The organism is Streptomyces hypolithicus (assembly GCF_052934925.1).
Genome location: NZ_CM128811.1, coordinates 1,028,602 through 1,048,303, shown reverse-complemented (window position 1 = coordinate 1,048,303; position 19,702 = coordinate 1,028,602). Strand labels below are relative to the sequence as shown.

General features: G+C 70.8%; 14 protein-coding genes. 10 read left to right on the top strand and 4 right to left on the bottom strand.

Features of this window, described 5'->3' with window-relative positions:
* Nucleotides 1–8 precede the first annotated feature (8 nt).
* Both ACU6WZ_RS04855 and ACU6WZ_RS04850 read left to right on the top strand, forming a co-directional pair.
* Nucleotides 9–866, top strand: coding sequence for a M23 family metallopeptidase (locus ACU6WZ_RS04855; protein ID WP_447031876.1), 858 nt, complete (start codon nt 9–11; stop codon nt 864–866).
* Between the two features lie 196 nt (nt 867–1,062).
* The gene (locus ACU6WZ_RS04850; protein ID WP_447031874.1) at nt 1,063–1,752 is read left to right on the top strand and encodes a GntR family transcriptional regulator; all 690 of its coding nucleotides are present in this window, start codon (nt 1,063–1,065) and stop codon (nt 1,750–1,752) included.
* A 187-nt stretch (nt 1,753–1,939) separates the two neighbouring features.
* Here the strand turns inward: ACU6WZ_RS04850 and ACU6WZ_RS04845 are convergent, their stop codons facing one another.
* Nucleotides 1,940–2,221 carry an HPr family phosphocarrier protein gene (locus ACU6WZ_RS04845; RefSeq protein WP_447033858.1) on the bottom strand — a complete coding sequence of 94 codons (282 nt, stop codon included), beginning with the start codon at nt 2,219–2,221 and terminating at the stop codon, nt 1,940–1,942.
* A 149-nt stretch (nt 2,222–2,370) separates the two neighbouring features.
* On the opposite strand from ACU6WZ_RS04845, the gene ACU6WZ_RS04840 reads away from it, so the two are divergent.
* From ACU6WZ_RS04840 to ACU6WZ_RS04805, 8 genes are all read left to right on the top strand, one after another.
* Nucleotides 2,371–5,307 carry a bifunctional acetate--CoA ligase family protein/GNAT family N-acetyltransferase gene (locus ACU6WZ_RS04840; RefSeq protein WP_447031873.1) on the top strand — a complete coding sequence of 979 codons (2,937 nt, stop codon included), beginning with the start codon at nt 2,371–2,373 and terminating at the stop codon, nt 5,305–5,307.
* A 205-nt stretch (nt 5,308–5,512) separates the two neighbouring features.
* The gene (locus ACU6WZ_RS04835; RefSeq protein ID WP_447031872.1) at nt 5,513–6,100 is read left to right on the top strand and encodes a DUF5998 family protein; all 588 of its coding nucleotides are present in this window, start codon (nt 5,513–5,515) and stop codon (nt 6,098–6,100) included.
* A complete protein-coding gene (locus ACU6WZ_RS04830) occupies nt 6,100–7,290 on the top strand; it encodes an alkaline phosphatase family protein (RefSeq protein WP_447031871.1) in 1,191 nt (396 codons plus the stop codon). Before ACU6WZ_RS04835 ends, ACU6WZ_RS04830 begins: the two co-directional genes overlap by 1 nt.
* Nucleotides 7,291–7,412: 122 nt before the next feature.
* Entirely contained in the window at nt 7,413–8,072 is a 660-nt protein-coding gene (locus tag ACU6WZ_RS04825) for a thymidine kinase (protein ID WP_447031870.1), read from the top strand.
* Nucleotides 8,073–8,472: 400 nt separating this feature from the next.
* The gene (locus tag ACU6WZ_RS04820) at nt 8,473–9,480 is read left to right on the top strand and encodes an AfsR/SARP family transcriptional regulator (protein ID WP_447031869.1); all 1,008 of its coding nucleotides are present in this window, start codon (nt 8,473–8,475) and stop codon (nt 9,478–9,480) included.
* A gap of 124 nt (nt 9,481–9,604) precedes the next feature.
* Nucleotides 9,605–10,024 (top strand): type II toxin-antitoxin system RatA family toxin, encoded by a 420-nt coding sequence (locus ACU6WZ_RS04815; RefSeq protein WP_447031868.1) that lies wholly within the window; start codon nt 9,605–9,607, stop codon nt 10,022–10,024.
* Between the two features lie 11 nt (nt 10,025–10,035).
* Nucleotides 10,036–11,283 carry an aspartate aminotransferase family protein gene (locus ACU6WZ_RS04810; protein ID WP_447031867.1) on the top strand — a complete coding sequence of 416 codons (1,248 nt, stop codon included), beginning with the start codon at nt 10,036–10,038 and terminating at the stop codon, nt 11,281–11,283.
* Nucleotides 11,284–11,498: 215 nt separating this feature from the next.
* Nucleotides 11,499–12,728: an SDR family oxidoreductase gene (locus tag ACU6WZ_RS04805; RefSeq protein WP_447031866.1), complete on the top strand. Its 1,230-nt coding sequence runs from the start codon at nt 11,499–11,501 to the stop codon at nt 12,726–12,728.
* A 119-nt stretch (nt 12,729–12,847) separates the two neighbouring features.
* Here the strand turns inward: ACU6WZ_RS04805 and ACU6WZ_RS04800 are convergent, their stop codons facing one another.
* The 3 genes from ACU6WZ_RS04800 to ACU6WZ_RS04790 all read right to left on the bottom strand — a co-directional run bounded on the left by ACU6WZ_RS04800 (nt 12,848) and on the right by ACU6WZ_RS04790 (nt 19,691).
* Nucleotides 12,848–15,721 (bottom strand): helix-turn-helix transcriptional regulator, encoded by a 2,874-nt coding sequence (locus ACU6WZ_RS04800; protein ID WP_447031865.1) that lies wholly within the window; start codon nt 15,719–15,721, stop codon nt 12,848–12,850.
* Nucleotides 15,722–16,143: 422 nt separating this feature from the next.
* A complete protein-coding gene (locus ACU6WZ_RS04795; RefSeq protein ID WP_447031864.1) occupies nt 16,144–17,898 on the bottom strand; it encodes an ABC transporter ATP-binding protein in 1,755 nt (584 codons plus the stop codon).
* The gene (locus tag ACU6WZ_RS04790; RefSeq protein WP_447031863.1) at nt 17,895–19,691 is read right to left on the bottom strand and encodes an ABC transporter ATP-binding protein; all 1,797 of its coding nucleotides are present in this window, start codon (nt 19,689–19,691) and stop codon (nt 17,895–17,897) included. The genes ACU6WZ_RS04795 and ACU6WZ_RS04790 overlap by 4 nt, the downstream gene beginning before the upstream one ends.
* Nucleotides 19,692–19,702: the final 11 nt, after the last annotated feature.

Sequence of the window (19,702 nt, the reverse complement as noted above, 5' to 3'; positions counted from 1 at the left end):
GCCACTTCATGGCGTTCACCCGTGCCACCGGGAAGCACCGTCGTCCCAGCCGCCTGACGCGCACGAGCGCGAACATCGCGGGTGTCGCGGCCCTCACCACGACCGGCGTCATCGGCGGCCTCGCCGCGCCTGCTCTCGCCACCCCCACCGACGTCAGCGCCGAGGCGGCGCACTCGGTCGAGGACACCGGACTGACCCAGGCCATCGTCATCGGCGACTCCCTCGCCGACCAGATAGGCGCCCAGGCCGCGGCCCAGCAGCAGGCCGCCGACAAGGCGGAGGCCGAGCGCAAGGCCGAGGCGAAGCGCAAGGTGGAAGCGAAGCGCAAGGTGGAAGCGAAGCGCAAGGCCGAGGCGAAGGCCGCTGCGCAGGCGAAGAAGGAGCGCGAGGAGCGCGAGGAGCGCGAGGAGCGTGCCGCGGATGAGCGCGCGGCCCGCGCCGCCGAGCGCGAGCGCCTGGGCGGCTACACCCTCCCGGTGGCCGGCTCGGCGGTGACCACCGGCTACAAGTCCGGCGGCTCGCTCTGGTCATCCGGCAGCCACTCCGGCGTCGACTTCCGCGCCGCCTCGGGGAGTTCCGTCGTCTCCGTGGGCGCGGGCACCGTCGTCGAGGCCGGCTGGGGAGGGGCGTACGGCAACAACGTCGTCATCAAGATGAACGACGGCACCTACACGCAGTACGGCCACCTGTCGTCCATCGGTGTCTCCGTCGGCCAGGCCGTCACCAGTGGCCAGCAGATTGGCCTCTCGGGCTCGACCGGCAACTCCACCGGACCGCATCTGCACTTCGAGGCCCGCACCTCCGCCGAGTACGGCTCCGACCTGGACCCCACGGCCTACCTGCGCGGCCACGGCGTGAACGTCTGACGCATCGGCAGCACCTCTGCCACGAAGGCCCCGGCTCTCCTCTCTCCGGATGTGGATCGAGCCGGGGTCTTTCGGCGTGTCCGGAAGCCGACCGGGAATTCCCGCACGCCGTCGGAATTTCGGCACCCTTGCAATAGAGTCACCGCACAGGCTTCGATCGACCGCGTTTCGCGGGGATCAGTGCGGAGGTTCGGTCATGCGTATTCCCGCGCAATCGGTGTGCACGGCGATCCGTGACGACATCGTCTCCGGTGTCTTCGAGCGCGGAAGCAGGCTCACCGAGGAACTGCTGGCGCGTCGGTACGGTGTCTCGCGCGTCCCCGTGCGCGAGGCCCTGCGCACGCTGGAGTCCGAGGGGTTCGTCACCACCCGCCGACACGCGGGCGCCTGCGTGGCCGAGCCGACCGAGCGGGAGGCAGCCGACCTGCTGGAGATCCGTGCGCTGCTGGAGCCGCTGGGCGCGGCCCGCGCCGCCCAGCGCCGTACCGAGGCACACCTCAAGGTGCTCCGCGGCCTGGTCAGGCTCGGTCAGGACCGGGCCCGCCGGGGCGAGGGCGAGGACCTGCGGTCCCTCGGCGGCTGGTTCCACGAGACGCTGGCCCAGGCGTCCGGCAGCCCGGGCCTCACGACGCTGCTCACCCAGCTCAGGCACAAGATCGCCTGGATGTACGCCGTGGAACAGCCGGCCCGCCCGGCCAAGTCCTGGGCCGAACACGGTGCGATCGTCGATGCCGTGGCGCGCGGTGACGCCGAGCGGGCCCGGTCGCTGACGGCGCTGCACGTCGAACGGGCTGTGGTGGCACACCGGTTGCGCGGGTCCGGCCGGCAGCGCGCTCAGGTGAGGACTTCGCAACATCCCGTAAACACCATGGGTGGCCTTTATTAACAGCCGGGCCGTATACAAAGAAGGTGAATCGGCGGGGCTGCTTCTTGCTGCCAGAATTCCGCCACCAGAATTCCGCTGCCCGCATTCTGCCGCCCGAATGTCGGCCTCATCAACAAATAACCGCGGCGCCCGATTTCTTTCGGGCGCCGCGGTTCTTCGCGAGTACGGGAAGGTGTCGCCGGAGTCGTCAGACGGTCTCGGGAAGCTCGTCGAGCCCCTCGGAGACCAGCTTCGCCAGACGGTCGAGGGCGGCGTCGGAGCCGGCTTCCTCGGAGGCGAGCACGATCTCTTCGCCACCCTGCGCGCCCAGGCTGAGCACCGCGAGCATGGAAGCGGCGTTCACCGGCTTGCTGTCGGCCTTGGCGATCGTCACCGGGACGCCAGAGGCGGTCGCCGCGCGAACGAAGATGGAGGCGGGCCGGGCGTGCAGGCCCTCGGCCCAGCCGACGGTGACACGGCGCTCAACCATGGTGTTGCCCTTCATATGCTTACGGTTGTCTAGACCATTCTCTCATGTCGTCACGGCAGCCCCGACCCTGCCTCCCGCGCCCGGGGCGCCCACCGGCCATCCTCAGCCTGCCCCGCCCGCACCGCGCCCGCGACCCGTAGGCTTCCGTCATGCAGCCCCCGATGGAGCAGGCAGCGGTCGATGGGCACGGGAACCACGCGTACCCGGCTCACTGGGAAGCAGACGTCGTGCTGCGCGACGGGGGCACGGCGCGGATCCGCCCCATCACCGTCGACGACGCGCAGCGCCTGATCAGCTTCTACGAGCAGGTGTCGGACGAGTCGAAGTACTACCGCTTCTTCGCGCCGTACCCCCGCCTCTCCGACAGGGACGTGCGCCGGTTCACCCACCACGACTACGTGGACCGGGTGGGCCTCGCGGCGACGGTCGGCGGGGAGTTCATCGCCACCGTCCGCTTCGACCGGATCAACGCGGACGGGCGCCCCGCGTCCGGACCGGGCGCCGACCTCGCCGAGGTCGCCTTCCTCGTCCAGGACGCCCACCAGGGCCGTGGCGTGGCCTCCGCCCTCCTCGAACACATCGGGGCGGTCGCCCGCGAGCGCGGGATCCGGCGCTTCGTGGCGGAGGTGCTGCCCGCCAACAACAAAATGATCAAGGTGTTCACGGACGCCGGCTACACCCAGAAGCGCAGCTTCGAGGACGGCGTGGTCCACCTCGAATTCGACCTGGAACCGACCGACCGCTCCGTCGCCGTGCAGCGCGCCCGTGAGCAACGCGCCGAGTCCCGCTCCGTGCAGCGCCTCCTCGCGCCCGGCTCCGTCGTGGTCGTCGGGGCGGGGCGCGCGGAGGGCGGGGTGGGCCGGACGGTTCTGCGCAACCTGCTCGCCGCGGGATTCACCGGGCGTACGTACGCCGTGAACCGAGCCTTCCCCGAGGACGTCGACGCGCTCGACGGCGTGCCCGCGCACCGCTCCGTCGCCGGGATCGGTTCGCCCGTCGACCTCGCGGTGCTGGCCGTGCCCGCCGACCGGGTGCCGGAGGCTGTCGCCGACTGCGGTGAGAGCGGGGTCCAGGGACTGGTCGTCCTGTCCGCCGGATACGCCGAGAGCGGCGCGCAGGGGCGGGCGCGCCAGCGTGAACTGGTGTGCCAGGCGCGGTCGTACGGCATGCGCATCATCGGCCCGAACGCCTTCGGGGTCATCAACACCTCCGCGGCGGTACGGCTCAACGCCTCGCTCGCGCCGGAGCCGCCCGCGCGCGGGCGCATCGGCCTGTTCACCCAGTCGGGCGCGATCGGCATCGCCCTGCTGTCCGGCCTCTACCGGCGGGGGGCGGGTCTGTCCTCGTTCATCTCGTCCGGCAACCGGGCGGACGTGTCCGGAAACGACTTCCTCCAGTACGGGTACGAGGATCCGGACACCGATGTCGTCCTGCTCTACCTGGAGTCCATCGGCAACCCGCGCAAGTTCACCCGCCTTGCCCGGCGCACGGCCGTGGCGAAGCCTGTCGTCGTGGTGAAGGGCGCGCGGCACAGCGGGAGCGCGCCGCCGGGGCACGCGGTGCCGGTCACGCGCATCCCGGATGCGACGGTTTCGGCACTGCTGCGGCAGGCCGGGGTGATCCGGGTCGACACGGTCACCGAGCTGGTCGACGCGGGGCTGCTGCTCGCCGGGCAGCCGTTGCCGGCCGGGCCGCGGGTCGCGATCCTGGGCAACTCCGAGTCGCTCGGGCTGCTGACGTACGACGCGTGCCTGGCGGAAGGGCTGCGGCCGCTGCCGCCGCGTGACCTGACGACGGGGGCCACACCCGCCGATTTCCGCGCGGCGCTGGCTCAGGCGCTGGCGGACGGTTCGTGCGACGCGGTCGTGGTCACGGCGATCCCCTGGGTCGGGGAGAACGGTGCGATGGAGTCCGGCGACGGTGAGGTGCTGGCGGGGGCGCTGCGGGCGGCGGCCGGGGCGGGGCCGGCGAAGCCGGTGGCGGTGGTGCATGTGGAGATGGGCGCGCTGGCGGATGCGCTGGCCGCGGCGACGAGTACGGCCCGTCCGGGGACGCGGCGGCCCGTTCCTGGGGCGGGGACCGCGGACCCCGGTCCGCAAACTCGCCCAAGGCCTGAAGGACACGGGAGGGACCCCCTCGACGGGCCGGAAGCGGCCCCAGCTCCGGAAGCGACCCCAGCTCCGGAAACGCCCCCGGGGCCCGACGTGGCCGCCGGGCGGCGGATTCCTGCCTATCCCGCCGCCGAGCGCGCCGTCCGTGCGCTCGCCGAGGCCGTGAAGTACGCCCAGTGGCGGCGGCAGGCCGCCGAGCCCGGGAGGGTGCCCGAGTACGACGACATCGACGAGAGCGGCGCCGCCGCCCAGATCCGCGACCTGCTCGGGGAGCACACCGACCCCCGCGGCGCGCCCCTGACCGGCGAAGCCGCCCGTACGCTCCTCGCGCGGTACGGCATCGACGTGCACCCCACCCTGCCCGCGCCCGGCCCTGACGCCGCCGTCGCTGCCGCCGGGCGGCTCGGGTATCCCGTCGCGCTCAAGACGACCGCCCCGCACCTGCGCCACCGCCCCGATCTCGGCGGCGTACGGCTCGATCTCGGCGGCGAGCAGCAACTGCGCCGGGCCTACGGGGAACTGACCGGCGTTCTCGGCAAGCCGGAGGAACTCCAGCCCGTGGTCCAGGCCATGGCCCCCCGAGGCGTCGACACCGTCGTACGCGCGTCCATCGACGCGGCTGCCGGCGCCGTGCTGTCCTTCGGGCTGGCCGGGGCCGCGTCGGAGCTGCTCGGGGACACCGCGCACCGGCTGGTTCCCGCCACCGACCGGGACGCCGCCGAACTGATCCGGTCGATCCGGACCGCCCCGCTCCTCTTCGGCTGGCGCGGCTCCGACCCCGTGGATACCGCCGCGCTCGAAGAGCTGCTGCTGCGCGTCTCGCGCCTGGTCGACGACCACCCCGAGGTGGTCGCGGTCGCCCTGGAACCCGTGGTCGTCGCCCCGCACGGCCTGTCGGTGCTCGGCGCGACCGTACGCCTGGCCCCGCCACCCGCCCGCGACGACCTCGGCCCCCGCCGCCTCCCCAGCTACTGAGAAGCTGTTGTCCAACTCCCCCTGGGCTCGGAACGTCTGGCACGGCCGCTCGCCGCGTTGCCGAAATGTCCTAATAGCTCCGCTATGGGGACACTCCGGCGCCTTGCGATCGACCGCACCAGACGCCCCGAGCTGATCCAGCGGGAGTTGGACAACAGCTTCTGACCCGGCAAGGCGCCTCCCAGAGCCCCGTAGGATGGAGGGCATGGCGAAGACCGGTACGACGACCCAGGGGCTGCGCGCGGCGATCGAGCGCAGCGGCTACTACCCGGCCCTTGTGGCCGAAGCGGTGGAGGCCGCTGTCGGCGGCGAGCCGGTCGCTTCCTACCTGGTGCACCAGGAGACGACGTTCGACTCCAACGAGGTCCGCAGGCACGTCACGGTTCTCGTCCTCACCGGTGACCGCTTCATCGTCAGCCACACTGACGAGCAGGCCGCCGACACCACCTCCCCGGCGCCGTACGCCACCACCTCCACCGAGTCGGTCAAGCTCGACCGGATCTCCTCGGTCGTGGTCAGCCGGGTCGTCGCCAACCCGGAGAAGTACGTCCCGGGCACGCTGCCCCGCGAGGTCGTCCTGACCATCGGCTGGGGTGCGGTCTCCCGCATCGACCTGGAGCCCGCCGCCTGTGGCGACCCCAACTGCGAGGCGGACCACGGCTACACCGGCACCACCACCGCCGACGACCTGAGCCTTCGTGTCAGCGAGGCCGGCGACGGCCCGGACACGGTCCGCCAGACGCTCGCGTTCGCCCAGGCCCTGTCCGAGGCGACCGCCGCGGCCGACCGCTGATGGCGCAGCCCGCCGCCTGGTCCGACCCGGTTCCGCTCCCGCTCGACTCCGCGCCCGTGCCCGAGTACGGCAGCGGCTCGCTCGCCGACCTGCTGCCCACCCTGGCGGCCGGCATGGACGTACCCGGTATGAAAGCCGCGATCCCCGAGCTGACGCCCGCCGACCGGAACTGCGTCTTCCTGATAGACGGTCTCGGCTGGGAGCAGATCAAGGCCCACCCGGACGAGGCGCCGTACCTGCACTCCCTGCTCGGCAGCTCGCGCGGCGGTACGGGCCGCCCGGTCACCGCAGGCTTCCCGGCCACCACCGCGACGTCGCTCGCCTCCGTCGGCACCGGCCTGCCGCCCGGCGCGCACGGCCTGCCCGGCTATACCGTCCGTGACCCGGACACCGGCGCGCTGATGAACCAGCTGCGCTGGAAACCGTGGACGGACCCGCACGTCTGGCAGCCGTATCCCACGGTCTTCCAGCTCGCGGACGCCGCCGGGGTGCACACGGCGCAGGTGTCGTCCCCCGACTTCCAGCACACCCCGCTCACCAAGGTCGCGCTGAGCGGCGGCACCTTCCGCGGCAGACTCACCGGCGAGGACCGGATGGATCTCGCCGCCGAGCAACTGGCGGCGGGAGACCGCTCGCTGGTCTACACGTACTACAGCGAGGTCGACGGCAAGGGGCACCGTTTCGGCGTCGACTCCGACGCCTGGCGCGGCCAGCTGATGTACGTCGACCGGCTGGCCCAGCGCCTCGCCGAGCAGCTGCCGCCCCGCGCGGCCCTCTACATCACCGCCGACCACGGCATGATCGACATCCCCTTCGACGAACAGTCGCGCATCGACTTCGACGAGGACTGGGAACTGGGCGCGGGCGTCGCGCTCCTGGGCGGTGAGGGCCGGGCCCGCCATGTGTACGCCGTCCCGGGCGCCGCCGCCGACGTGCTCACCGTCTGGCGCGAGGTACTGGGTGAGCAATTCTGGGTGGCGGGCAGGGACGAGGCGATCGCGGCGGGCTGGTTCGGCCCGGCGGTCGACGAGCGGGTGTACGGGCGCATCGGGGATGTCGTCGCCGCTGCCCACGACGACGTCGTGATCATCGCGTCGCGGCGGGAGCCGAACGAGTCGGCGATGGTGGGCATGCACGGCTCCATGACCGCCGTGGAGCAGCTGGTCCCGCTGCTCGAAGTCCGCTCGTAGCCTCCCGAACCGCTCCCCCCTGCCCCACCGCGAACCACCGCGAATCCCCGCGCCCCATCGCGAACCACCGCTCCCCACGGCGAACCACCGCGCCCCACCATCCGAAAGGTCTGCAACTCCTCATGGCCGAGCTGGCGTTCTTCTCCGGGACGATGGATTGTGGTAAGAGCACCTTGGCGTTGCAAATCGGTCATAATCGGTCGGCCAGGGGTCTGCAGGGTGTGATCTTCACTCGGGACGACCGTGCGGGGGAGGGGAAGCTCTCGTCGCGACTCGGCCTGGTCACGGAGGCGGTTGAGGCTGCGCCCGGCATGGATCTGTACGCCTACCTCGTGGACCAGATGTCGAAGGGCGGGAAGGCCGACTACGCCATCGTGGACGAGGCGCAGTTCCTCGCTCCCGAGCAGATCGACCAGCTGGCGCGGGTCGTGGACGATCTGGGCCTGGACGTGTTCGCCTTCGGCATCACCACGGACTTCCGCACCAAGCTCTTCCCGGGATCGCAGCGGCTGATCGAGCTGGCGGACCGGGTCGAAACGCTCCAGGTCGAGGCGATGTGCTGGTGCGGCGCTCGTGCCACCCACAACGCCCGCACGGTGGGTGGCGAGATGGTCGTCGAGGGCGAGCAGGTCGTCGTCGGCGACGTCGGCGACGGCGGCCGGCCGGCCGAGGAGATCGGCTACGAGGTGCTGTGCCGACGCCACCATCAGGGCGGGATGACCAGTGCGGCAGCGCGCGCCGGAGCGCTGTCGCCGGACGTGTTGCCGGTCACCTCTGACTGACGCGCGGGGGCCGGGCGCGCGCGTACGTCTGAGTAACGGCCTGGTGTGCGATAGGGGCCGGGCCCGCGACGCCGGCTACGGCACCTCGCCGCGTTGGCGAAACGTCCTAATAGCTCCGCTATGAGGACGTTCCGCCGCCTTGCGATGCACCGCATCCGACGCCGCGGGCTGATCCGCCCCCTATCGCACACCAGGCCGTAACCGTTGTCCGTCTTCCCTCCGCCACTCACATTCGGCTGCCGTATGCCCGGCGGACACCGCCGATGCGGGGTGACAGTGCTCCGGCCAACTTTTCGGGTTGAAGGTTTGAGTACCTGAGTACTCATGAAGCGGACCACCGGCCCGTGATGACCTCGACACCGAAGCGTGGTGCAGACCACGACGACCGGTGGAGGGTGCGATGCAGTTCCGTGTTCTGGGGCCGCCCGAGATCTACGACGAGGTCAGGCAGCGGAGCGTCCAGCTGAACAGCCCCAAGCAGCGTGTGCTACTCGGGGTGCTGCTGGTCCGGCTGGGGTCCCCGGTGCCCACGGAAGCGCTGATCAACGAATTGTGGGGGCGCAACGCCCCCGACAAGGCGATCAACGCCCTCCAGGCACACGTCTCACGGCTGCGGCAGCAGCTGATCGAGGTGGAACCTGCCCGGGCGAACACGCCTCGCCTCGTCGCGCGCGGTTCCGGCTACCTGCTGCAGGCGCGCCCCGACGAGCTCGACAGCGTGCAGTTCCGACTGCAGGCGGCCCGCGCCCAACGGCAGATGGGGGCCGATCCGCACGCCGCTGCCGCCCTGCTGCGCAAGGCGCTCAAACTGTGGCGAGGTCCGGCCCTGGACGGCGGGTCCCAGGGGCCGCTGTGCGCGGGCGTCGCGGCCCGGCTGGAGGAGGAGCGGCTGCTCGCTCTGGAAGATCTCTGCGAGGCGTCGATCAACGCCGGTCGTCACCGGCACGTGGTCGGCCCGCTCGAAGAGCTGGTCGCCGCTCACCCGCTGCGAGAGCGCTTCCGTGACCAGTTGGCGCTCTCCCTCCAGCGCTGCGGCCGGCACGCAGACGCGCGTGCGGTACGCGAAACCGCGCGGCTGCGACCGGCTCTCGAGACCGCCGACGGGCCGGCGACGACGTTACGGGCCGCCGCCGCTTCGGTACGCCAGATCCACGATGCGGGACACCAGTGGCACGGTTACGGTGCGGCCGGACACCCGGCGGGTGAGCCGGCGGGCGAGACGGTGAGCGCCGCGGAGGACTGCCGCGACGGCGGAGGCGACGACCTCGAACTGCTGCGGCTGCGCCGCCGGGTGGACCAGCTGACGTCGGAACAGGACTCGCTCCGTTCGGAACTCGACCGGCTCGTTGCTCTGGTGGAGCAGGGAATCCCGGGGCAGCGGCAGAGATCGCCCGTGCGGGTGCGCTGAGGCCTGTTCGTCAGCCTGTCAATTGCCTGTCAGGTGTGCCCTCTTGGCGCATGACTGAGCGGCGCCGCAATCTAGGATGCGAATCGCCGACAAGTGGAATTCATTATTCTGAGAGGAGAATTCCGTGGCCGTACTGCACACCACGCACCGTGGCGCCGGAACAGCCGAGCAGCTGTGGAAGGTACTTCTGGACATCGAGGCTTTCCCTTCCTACATGGAGGGCGTCAACGAGGTGGAGCTCACCGGCGAGGACGGTGACCGCCGTTCCAGCAGCTGGGTGGTCGAACTCAAGGGCTCCGAGATGGAGTGGGACCAGGAGGACGTCGTCGATTTCGAGCGACGCCGGGTGGATTTCCGCCAGATCGACGGCGATCTCGCGAACTACGAGGGTTATTGGCAGATCGTCGATGACGAGGAAGGCGCCGGTCTCGAACTCAAGGTGGAGTTCGACATCGGTCTGCCGATGGTTGCCGAAATGATTCACCCTGCTGTGGCCAAGGCGCTTGAGGGCTACCAGCGGGGAATTGTCGACCAGAGTGCCTAGGAGGAATTAACATGAGTGATGACCTTCGCTCGGTTGACGCCAGGGAGACTTTCCGGCGGGTGAAGCGCCATTTCTCTCCTGCTCTTTCGGTCGCCGGCAAGTTCAGTGGGCAGGGGGCCGTCGAGGTCTCGTCCGAGGGCTGCCGGGTGACGCTGTCGGACGGCCGGTCCGTCCTGGACTTCGGCTCGTACGCCGTCGCCCTTCTCGGCCACCGGAACCCGGCCGTCCTCGGCGCGGTCCGCGCTCAGCTCGACGTCATGCCGACGTCGACCAGATCGGTCCAGAGCGCGGTGTCCCCGCTGGCCGCGGAGAAGCTGACGGAGTACTTCGACGGGGCCCTGAACCGCGTCTACTTCGGGTGCGGCGGCGCCGACGCGGTCGAGGTGGCCCTGAAACTCGCCCGTATGGCGACCGGCCGTACGACGGTCGTCGCCGTCGAGGGCGCCTTCCACGGCAAAACCCTCGGCGCTCTCGCGCTGACACACAACGAGCGCTTCCGCACCGGGCTGGAGTCGCTGCTGGGCGGTGTCGTCCACGTCGATCCGGACGACCCCGGGGCCGTGGCACGCGTCATCGCCGAGCAGGACGTCGCGGCCGTCGTCTTCGAGCCGGTGCAGGCCGAGAACGGCGTACGGCTGCTGGACGAGAGCGTTCTGGCGAGCTGGTGCCGCGACGCGCAGGAGCACGGCGCGTTCGTCATCTCCGACGAGATCCAGGTGGGCCTGCGGCGCTGCGGCGCCAAGTCGGTCGCCCTGGAAGCGGGTCTTCCGGTGGACGCCGTACTGCTGGGCAAGCCGCTTGGGGGCGGCATCGTGCCAGTGTCGGCAGCAGTCGGCAACGACCGGCTCTTCGAGCCGCTGCTGAGCGACCCGATGCGCCACACCGCCACGTTCAGCGGCCACCCGCTGGGCACCGGCGTGATCCCCACGGCGCTGGCCACCATCGAGCAGCACGCCGGGGACGGCGAGCGCATCGCCAAGGCGATGGCCGCGGGGCTGGCGGACATCCAGGACCAGCACGGGGACGTGGTGGTCGATACGCGCGGCCGGGGACTGCTGTGGGGCATCGACTTCACCACGGCCGAGATCTCCGGCAATGTCCTGGCCGGTCTCGCCCAGCGCGGGCTGGTCGTTTCCCCCTGCATCAGCCGTCCGACGACGGTGCGGCTGCTCCCGCCGATCGTCGCGACGGACGAGGACGTCGAAGAGGCACTGTCGCTGCTCGGCGGAGCGATAGCCCAGGCCGCCGCCGGCGCTTAGGGCCTGTCCGGCGGATCATCGCCGGGGCCGCGACGCCTGGCACGGCGCCTCGCGGCGTTGCCGAAACACCCGAATAGCTCCGCTATCAGGGCGCTCCGGCGCCTTGCGATGCACCGCACCAGACGCCGCGACCTGCCCGACCCTGATCACCGGACAGGCCCTAGCCGCGGCGACGAACCGGAGACAATGTCCCGGGGAAGGAACGAAGAGAGCAGATGACTTCGCTCACGCAATCAGAACCCACCAACGAGCCAGTCGAGTCCGGCGAGTCAGGCGAGTTCGACGAGTTCGCGGAGTTCGCGGAGTTCGCGGACGATGTCGTGCTGGCTGACGACATCACCGGCTTCGCGCCGAAGGACCCGAGCACGATCTCCGAGGTGTTCCTCACCGGCGCGACCGGGTTTCTCGGGGCGTTCCTGCTGAAGGAACTGCTCGTGCGAGGCCTGACCGTGCACTGCCTGGTACGGGCCGCGGACGCCGAGGCCGGTCTGGAGCGCCTGCGAGCCACACTCGGCACGTACGAACTGCTCGACGAACTGGATCTCGACCGCGTCCGAGTCGTCACCGGTGACGTGACACGGCCGCTTCTCGGCATGTCCGAGGAGGAGTACGCCGGACTGGCCGCGCGCATCGGCGCGATCTACCACTCGGCGGCCAAGGTCAACTTCCTCACCCTCTACAAGTGGCTGCGGAAGCCGACGATCGACGCCACCCACGGCATCCTCCGGCTGGCCTGCGCCGCCGAGGCCACACTGCACCATGTGTCGACCACCGGCGTCTTTGAACCGAAGGCGGCGCTGGGGGCGCGGGCTGAGCACGACCGCACGGGACCGCCGCAGACGCTGTCGCTCGGCTACACCAAGAGCAAGTGGGTGGCGGAGCAGTTGGTGCTGGAGGCCGGCCGCAGGGGGGTGCCCCTGACCGTCCACCGGCCCGGCCAGGTGTGGGGCGACACCAACAGCGGCGCCTGCCAGAAGAACGACTTCGTCTGGCGGTTCATCAAGGGATCCATCCAGGCGGGCCTTTATCCGCGGAAGTTCCGGCTCGACATGAACATGGTGCCGGTCGACTACGTGAGCTCTGCGATGGTCACCCTGTCCCGCGATCCCGGACGCGTCGGCGGGATATTCCACGAGGTGAGTCCGCGCTCGCTGGATTCTGATGAAATCCTCAGGCTCGTCCGCGGCTCGGGATACGAGCTGAAGGAAGTCAGCATCATCAAGTGGATGAAAGCCATTTCGGCCGACGTGAACAACTCGATGTTCCCGCTGATGCGGATGATCGTGGACCTGGAGAAAGTCGAGGTCGCGAGATTCGCGGACGATGCGACCCGAGAGTCTCTCGGCGGTTCCGGAGTCGACTGCCCGGACATCGACGAGAAGGTGTTCTCTACCTACGTCTCGTACTTCGTCCGCCACGGCATTCTGCCGCAGCCGCCGGCGTAAGGGCCTGACGCCCGGCGCCTGACGATGCACCGGTGTCCCGCGAGGAATTTCTCGCGGGACACCGGTGTGCCGGGCTCAGGGCAGCTCAGGGGTCAAGGCTCAGGGGGCAAGGCTCAGGCTCAGGAAATCGTACGGTCCGCCAGCCGGAGTTCGCCCGCGGTGCGGCTGCGCCGGTTCCCGTGGTCGGTTTCGGCGCCCGGCGGGCGCTGCGGCTCGTGCGTGCGGATCATCTGCAGCGGCAGCAGGCGGCCGCCGTCGGGGTGCGTCGCCTGCTCCGGGCCTCTGTGCAGAGCGTTTCGGGCCGTGATCCCCAACTTGTGGTAGATCCGGTGCAGATGGTTCTCCACCGTCCGTACCGACACGACCAGCCGGTGCGCGATGTCGCGGTTCGACATCCCGGTCGCGGCGAGCGCCGCCACCTCCCGTTCGCGCGGCGTCAGCGCGGCGATGTCGCTCTCCCTGCGGCTCTCGCTCACCATCCACGGCGGCAGCGTGACGGCGCAGCCGCGGAGCAGGTCCTGGCAGGCGGCCCAGGCCTCACGGCCCTTGCGGCGCTGCCCCGCGGCGCGGTGAGCGCGGGCGGCCTGCGCCGCCGCCTCCGCGGCGAGCGGCAGCGCGTTCATTTCACGGAACTGCCGGGAGACCTTGCTGAGCGCGTTTCCGTCGGCGTCGGCGAGCGCTTGGATGTGGTCGGCCATGGCCCGTACCAAGCCACTGCCGCACTGCGCGGCGAGCTGCTGGGCCTGGGCCTGGAAGCGGTAGGAGGAGTTCTCCTTGATCCGGGCGGCGAGATGCAGCGCCATGACGGCCGTGACCGTACGCCCGCCGGCGGCGGCGCGCTCGGCCAGTTCCAGCGCGCCGGAGGCCGCTCCCGAGCGGTCCCCGGTGTGGGCGAGCACCAATGCCCGGTCGTAGGCGATCTCGTCGTCGGCAATCGGGTGCGAGACCGAGTCGCCCTGGACCGAGCGGGCCTCGACGAGTGTCCGCAGCGCCTCCTCGTGCTGCCCCGACTCGGCCAGTGCGCCCGCCAGCTGGGCCAGTGGCCAGGCCCGGGTGGCCGGCCACTCATGGGCCGTGTCGACGGCGACGGCCTGCCGCAGCAGCGCGACGGCCCGCTCCGGCTTTCCGAGCATGCGCAGCAGGCGGGACCGGGCGACGACGGTCTGAAGCAGGACGGGCCAGCGGTCCGTGGAGTCGTAGCGGCGCCGGGTGTTCAGGGTGTCCGCCGCGTCCTTGAGGTTGCCGGTGAGGTACGAGCAGCGGGCCGCGAGGGCGTCCAGCAGGACCACCGCGTCGGTGTCCCAGTCGAAGGAGATGTCGCGGTAGTGGTTCAGCATCTCCAGTGCGCCCGCGAAGTCGCCGAGCTCGGTGCGGGCGAACGCCACGACGGGCACCAGCGACTGGGTGACGGCGAGCCCCGCGCCACCGCCGGAAAGCACCGATTCTCCGATGTCGACGGCGACCTGGAGCTGGTTGGACATCATGGCGATCACGGCGCGGCTGCCGTGCAGCACCCCCGCGTGGTCGGGGCCGACGGCCGTGATCGCCCCCTCCAGTACGGCGCCGGCGTCGTGGACGCGCTGCAGCCTCCAGGCGAGATTGATGACCCGGGTGTGCACGGCGCTGATGTACTCCGCCTGCGGCACGGCCACGCCGGAGTCGAGCGCCGTACCCAGGACCGCTTCGGCCTCGTGGTGGTGCCCCTTCCCGATGAGTACGCTGCCGAGCAGGAGGGCGGCCCGGACGCAGTCCGTGGGGGAGTCCGAGCGCTGTGCGGCGTACCACACCATCCGGCACAGGACCGCGCCGTACTCGGCGGAGTCGGGGACGGGACCGTAGGGCGCCGAACCCTCCGTGGGGGTGTCGCGCAGGGCCAGCAGGCACAGCCGCTCGGCGAGGGGGAAGTTGCGCCGCCGGATCGCGGTGCGGGCGGCTGTGAGCAACTGCTCCCGCTCCGGGACGAGTCCCGCCTCGATGCGCAGGGAGACGATGCGCAGGATGTCCTCGGGCCGGCGGGCGCCCGTACGCTCCACCGCGTCGGCGACCTGCCGGCGCAGCCGGTGGGCGGTCAGATCGGACATCCGGGAGGCGATCACGACCCTGCTGAGGGGCACGGCCAGGCGCAGATCTACGCGCGTTCCACTGCGTTCCACGGTCACGATGCCCCGCAGGTCCAGTGACTCCGCGGCGCGCGCGAGCCCCGACTCGGCGGCGATGTCGATCTCCAGCGGCTCGGCAACCGCGAGCATGTTGACCAGTTCGAGCTCGCCCTGGCTGAGGTCCCGCAGTCCCAGACGGATGACCTCGGAAAGTCTTCGGCCGGGCCGTTCGGTCAGGCCCTTCCACACCCAGGTGCCGTCCACACAGTGCAGCGACTCGTCATCGAGGGCGTGGTCGATGAGCTCGCGCAGCATCAGGGCGTTGCCGTGCGTGGCCGCCCAGAGCCGCTCCAGTGTCGAGGCGTCGGTGTGGCCGCCGAGGCGGGCCCGCAGGACGTCACCGAGCGCCGCGCTGTCGAACGGTGTCACTTCCACGTGGTCGATGAGCCGGTCGACCCAGAGCTTGTCGATGCCGGCGGGTGCGGACGCGTCCCTGCGGCTGGTGGCGAGCACACTGAGGCGTCCGGCTGCCACGAGGCGGTGGAGGCGGTGGCTCGACGCGGTGTCGACCAGGTGTGCGTCGTCGATGCCGACGACCGGGCGGTCGGATGCGGCGCCGCCCAGCGTGGACGGCTCCACGGACTCCAGGCACTCTCCGAGCGACGCGTATCCCTTGGCGCGGGCGCCGCTGCTCCAGCTCGCCCCGCCGACCGACAGGACGGTGCGGCCCTCGTCGGCCGCGCGCTCGAGCGCGGTGGCGAGCAGCAGGCTCTTGCCCACACCCGGTGCGCCGACGAGTATCGCGCCGCTGCCGCGCGCGAGGGACTTTGCGGCAGCGCGCAGTTCGGTTTCTCGTGCAGTTATCGGCCAGTGGAAAACAATATCTGTTGACATCTGTTCTCAAGCCCCCGCAGGAAGAGTGTCAGCGCCGTCGGTGAATATGCCCGCCCTCAGGTGTCTTTCTTGTGTCGGCCAATTGAACGGCTTGCTACCGGAATCGGGCGGAAGACTGACGCTGTCTTTGCGCCGTTCTGGCCTGATGGGCCAGTAGGACGGTTGCGAGTATAGACCGGCACACCGGAAGCCTGGCTGGAATGAACCTGACGGGCGTGAAAACGTTCAAACGGCCTGATGAGCGAATCATTTGGATTCTGTTGGGGAGGTGGAGCGGCAACATCGACCGGCAATTATGACTTCCGCAGGCTGCGTTGCCGTCCGGTACTCTTCCGGCCATCCATTGCCCATGGCGGAGCACTCGCCCCCGGTGCGGGGGACAGCCGGGGGCGAGTGGGTCGGGGGCGCCGTAAAGGTCGCTGTTACAAGGGCTGTCGGGCGAGCCTCCAGTGCTGGGCGCGGCTGCGCTGGGCCCAGAAGGCCGCGTATCGGCCATGTGCGGCGACGAGTTCGGCGTGCGTTCCCTGTTCCGCGATACGGCCCGCGTCCAGAAACACGATCTGGTCGGCCGCGGCCACTGTCTGCAGCCGGTGCGCGATGACCAGCAGGGTCCGGCCGGCGGTCAGATGGCTCAGCGCTTCCTGCACCGCCTGTTCGTTCTCCGGGTCCAGCGACGCGGTCGCCTCGTCCAGCAGCACGATCGGTGCGTCCTTGAGGATCGCCCGGGCGATCGAGACCCGCTGGCGCTCGCCGCCGGAGAGCCGTGCTCCGCCCTCGCCGACCTCAGTCTCCCAGCCGTCCGGGAGCCGTCGCACGATCTCCTCCACCCGGGCGAGCCCGGCCGCCGCGCGGACCTCGGCGTCGCTCGCGTCGGGCCGGCCCACCCGGATGTTCTCCATGATCGTGCCCTCGAAGAGGTAGACGTCCTGGAACACCACCGAGATCCTGGACATCAGGACCTCGGGGTCCATGTCCCTTACGTCGACACCGCCGACCCGCACCACACCCGAGTCCACGTCCCAGAAGCGGGGGATCAGCTTGCTCACCGTGGTCTTGCCGGAACCGGAGGGGCCGACCAGCGCGGTCATGGTGCCTTCCGGCATGGTCAGCGAGACATCCGACAGCGCCCGGGCGCCGTCGTAGCTGAAGTCCACATCGGCGAACTCGATGTCGTTGCCCACCGGCCGGCGCGGGTCCTCCCGCTGCGGGAGGCAGGGCTCCGCGAGCAGTTCGCCGACCAGGTCGAGCGCGGAGCGTGCGCCGCGCAGGGTCGAGCCGAGCACGGCGGTCTCCGCGATCGGCTCGGTGAACCGGGCGGCGAGGACGAGGATCGCCAGCAGGGTGGCCACGTCCAGTCCGCCGTCGAGCACCAGGTACGTGCCGGTCACCAGGATGACGGTGAACGCTGCCTGGATCACCAGAGCGAAGCTCACCAGGCCCGGGACGCCGGTGACCAGCACCCTGCGGGACGCTTCGTACTGCGTGCGCAGCGCCGCGTCCAGCGAGCCCGTGGAGGCCCCCGAGTCCGATTCCCCAGCACCGTCTCGGCCGAATACCCTGAGCACAGGCTGCAGTTGGGCGAACTCGACCACCCGGCCGCCGGTCACGGCGCGCGCGTCGGTGCGGACCTCGTCGGCCTGGCGGCTCAGCCCGGCGCTCCACCGGTAGGCGCCGACGATCGCGGGCACGGTGAGGGTCGCCGCGAGCGCGAGCCGCCAGTCGAAGGCGTACATGAGCACCACGACCGTGGCCGGTGTGACGAAGCTCGTCACGAGCGGCCGCAGCAGATGCGCCGGCACGCCCATGACGTCCATCACGCTCTTGGTGGCGAGCTGGCCGAGCTGGCCGACCCGCTCGGGGGCGAACCAGCCCAGCGGCAGCGAGGCCACCTGGTCGCCGATCCGGTTGTGCAGCGTCCTGGACAGCGTCGCCCCCGCCTGGAAGCCGGTGCGCAGCGAGTCGTAGTAGGCGACGCAGTAGAGCAGGGACACCCCGAGCAGGGTCCACAGCCACGGCCAGACGGAGTCCGGGTCGGAGCCGAGGAGCGCTTCGAGGACCGGGACGAGCAGAGCGAAGGCGACGCCCTGAAGGACGGCGCACACCACCAGAGCGGTGATCATCCGGCGTACGGGCCTGCTGTGCTCGGGCCCGACGACCTGGAGCAGTACGCGGATCATCGGCCGGTACCTCCGGTCACTGCGGCGCCGGCGGTCGCCGCCCGGCCGGGCCGGTGCGGCTGCCAGGCGGAACTGCTCTCATGGGCGCGCCACATGCGGGCGTACCGGCCGTCGCGGGCGACGAGCTCGGGGTGCGTGCCGCGCTCGACGATCCGCCCGTCCTCCAGTACGGCGATCTGGTCCGCGTCGACCACGGTGGAGAGCCGGTGGGCGATCAGCAGCACGATCTTTCCTCTCGTCAGCTCGGACAGGGCGTCCTGTACGGCGGCTTCGGACTGCGGGTCGGCGAAGGCGGCCGCCTCGTCGAGCACGATCACCGGGGTGTCCGCCAGGAGGGCGCGGGCGATCGAGACGCGCTGGGCCTGGCCTCCGGAGAACCGCGCGTCCTCGCCGACCACCGAGTCGTAGCCGCGGGGCAGCCGCTCGATGACGTCGTGTACGCAGGCGGCCCGCGCCGCGGCCTCCACCTCGGCCCGCCCGGCGTCGGGCCTGGCCATACGGATGTTGTCGGCGACCGTGGCTTGGGTGAGGCGGACGTCCTGGAAGACGAACGCGACCCGGCGGTACAGGTCCTGCGGCGACAGCTCGCGGACATCGACGCCGCCGATGCTGATCGTGCCCGCAGTGACGTCGCCGAACCGGGGGAGCAGCGTGGCCAGGGTGCTCTTGCCGGAGCCCGAAGGGCCGACCAGCGCCGTGACCGTGCCGGGAGCCAGCTCCAGGTCGACCCCGGCGAGTGCGTCCTTCTTGCCGTCGTAACTGAACCGCACGCCCCGGTAGCTGATGTGGTTGCCGGACGGGGTGCGCGGGGACTCGGCCACCGGGAGCTCTTCGGCGTTCAGTACCTCGCTGACGCGCTCGGCGGCGGCCTTGGCGAACCGCATTTCGTAGCTCGCGTAGAACAGCGCCAGGACAGGGGCGGTGAGACCGATGCCGAGGAGGGCGAACGGGAGCAGGTCCACCCCGGGGAGCCACCCGTTGGTCACGAACACCGCGCCGCCGGTGATGACGGCCACCAGGACGGCGATCGGTGAGAGGACGAGCTCGGCCGCCGCCTTGGAGTTGAGGGTGGAGCGGACCCAGGCGAGGAAGAACGCGGCGAAATCGTCCGCCGCGTCACGGAACTTCTGGTGCGCCCTGCCCGCCTGGCCGAAGGTCTTGACGACCGAGATGCCCTGCACGAACTCGACGGCGCTGCCGTTGATCGACCCCATCGCCCGGTCGTAGTCGGGCAGGTGCTTGGCCATCGCGGCCATCGTCACGCTGTAGAGCCCGAGGCCGACGACCAGCGGGGCGATGGTCACCAGGGTCATCCGCCAGTCGACCCAGAAGAGGTAGGCCAGTGAGGCCGCGGGGACGACGGTCGCGGAGGTCATCGCCAACAGGGAGTGGGCGATCATGTGGTGCATCGCGTCCACGTCGTCCTGCACGACCTTCTTGACCGTGCCGGAGTTGCGCTCGGAGAACCAGCCCAGTGGCACCCGGGCGAGCCTCGCCACCAGTCCGCGGCGGATGTGCAGCTGCAGTTCGTTGTCCGCGAAGTGGGAGAGGGCGCCGGCTGCCAGCATGAAGATCAGCCGGATCAGCAGGGCGCCGGCGCCGATCGCGGTGATCGTCCATGCCCGGTCCGAGCGGTCGGGTTCGTCACCCAGCAGCACCCGGCCGAGCTCGGCGATGGCGATGAAGGGCACGACGCCGGCGATCGCCGAGATCGCCTGGGCGGCCACGGCCAGCCGCAGCCTCCCCTTGATCGGGCGAAGAATTTCGCCAAGTGCGGCCTTTTCCGCGGCCATCCGGTCCTCCA

Excerpts from the sequence above, each read along its gene's own strand:
- ACU6WZ_RS04855 (WP_447031876.1), top strand. The coding sequence starts at position 9 with ATGGCGTTCACCCGTGCCACCGGGAAGCACCGTCGTCCCAGCCGCCTG.
- ACU6WZ_RS04850 (WP_447031874.1), top strand. The coding sequence starts at position 1,063 with ATGCGTATTCCCGCGCAATCGGTGTGCACGGCGATCCGTGACGACATC.
- ACU6WZ_RS04845 (WP_447033858.1), bottom strand. The coding sequence starts at position 2,221 with ATGGTTGAGCGCCGTGTCACCGTCGGCTGGGCCGAGGGCCTGCACGCC.
- ACU6WZ_RS04840 (WP_447031873.1), top strand. The coding sequence starts at position 2,371 with ATGCAGCCCCCGATGGAGCAGGCAGCGGTCGATGGGCACGGGAACCAC.
- ACU6WZ_RS04835 (WP_447031872.1), top strand. The coding sequence starts at position 5,513 with ATGGCGAAGACCGGTACGACGACCCAGGGGCTGCGCGCGGCGATCGAG.
- ACU6WZ_RS04830 (WP_447031871.1), top strand. The coding sequence starts at position 6,100 with ATGGCGCAGCCCGCCGCCTGGTCCGACCCGGTTCCGCTCCCGCTCGAC.
- ACU6WZ_RS04825 (WP_447031870.1), top strand. The coding sequence starts at position 7,413 with ATGGCCGAGCTGGCGTTCTTCTCCGGGACGATGGATTGTGGTAAGAGC.
- ACU6WZ_RS04820 (WP_447031869.1), top strand. The coding sequence starts at position 8,473 with ATGCAGTTCCGTGTTCTGGGGCCGCCCGAGATCTACGACGAGGTCAGG.
- ACU6WZ_RS04810 (WP_447031867.1), top strand. The coding sequence starts at position 10,036 with ATGAGTGATGACCTTCGCTCGGTTGACGCCAGGGAGACTTTCCGGCGG.
- ACU6WZ_RS04805 (WP_447031866.1), top strand. The coding sequence starts at position 11,499 with ATGACTTCGCTCACGCAATCAGAACCCACCAACGAGCCAGTCGAGTCC.
- ACU6WZ_RS04800 (WP_447031865.1), bottom strand. The coding sequence starts at position 15,721 with ATGTCAACAGATATTGTTTTCCACTGGCCGATAACTGCACGAGAAACC.
- ACU6WZ_RS04795 (WP_447031864.1), bottom strand. The coding sequence starts at position 17,898 with ATGATCCGCGTACTGCTCCAGGTCGTCGGGCCCGAGCACAGCAGGCCC.
- ACU6WZ_RS04790 (WP_447031863.1), bottom strand. The coding sequence starts at position 19,691 with ATGGCCGCGGAAAAGGCCGCACTTGGCGAAATTCTTCGCCCGATCAAG.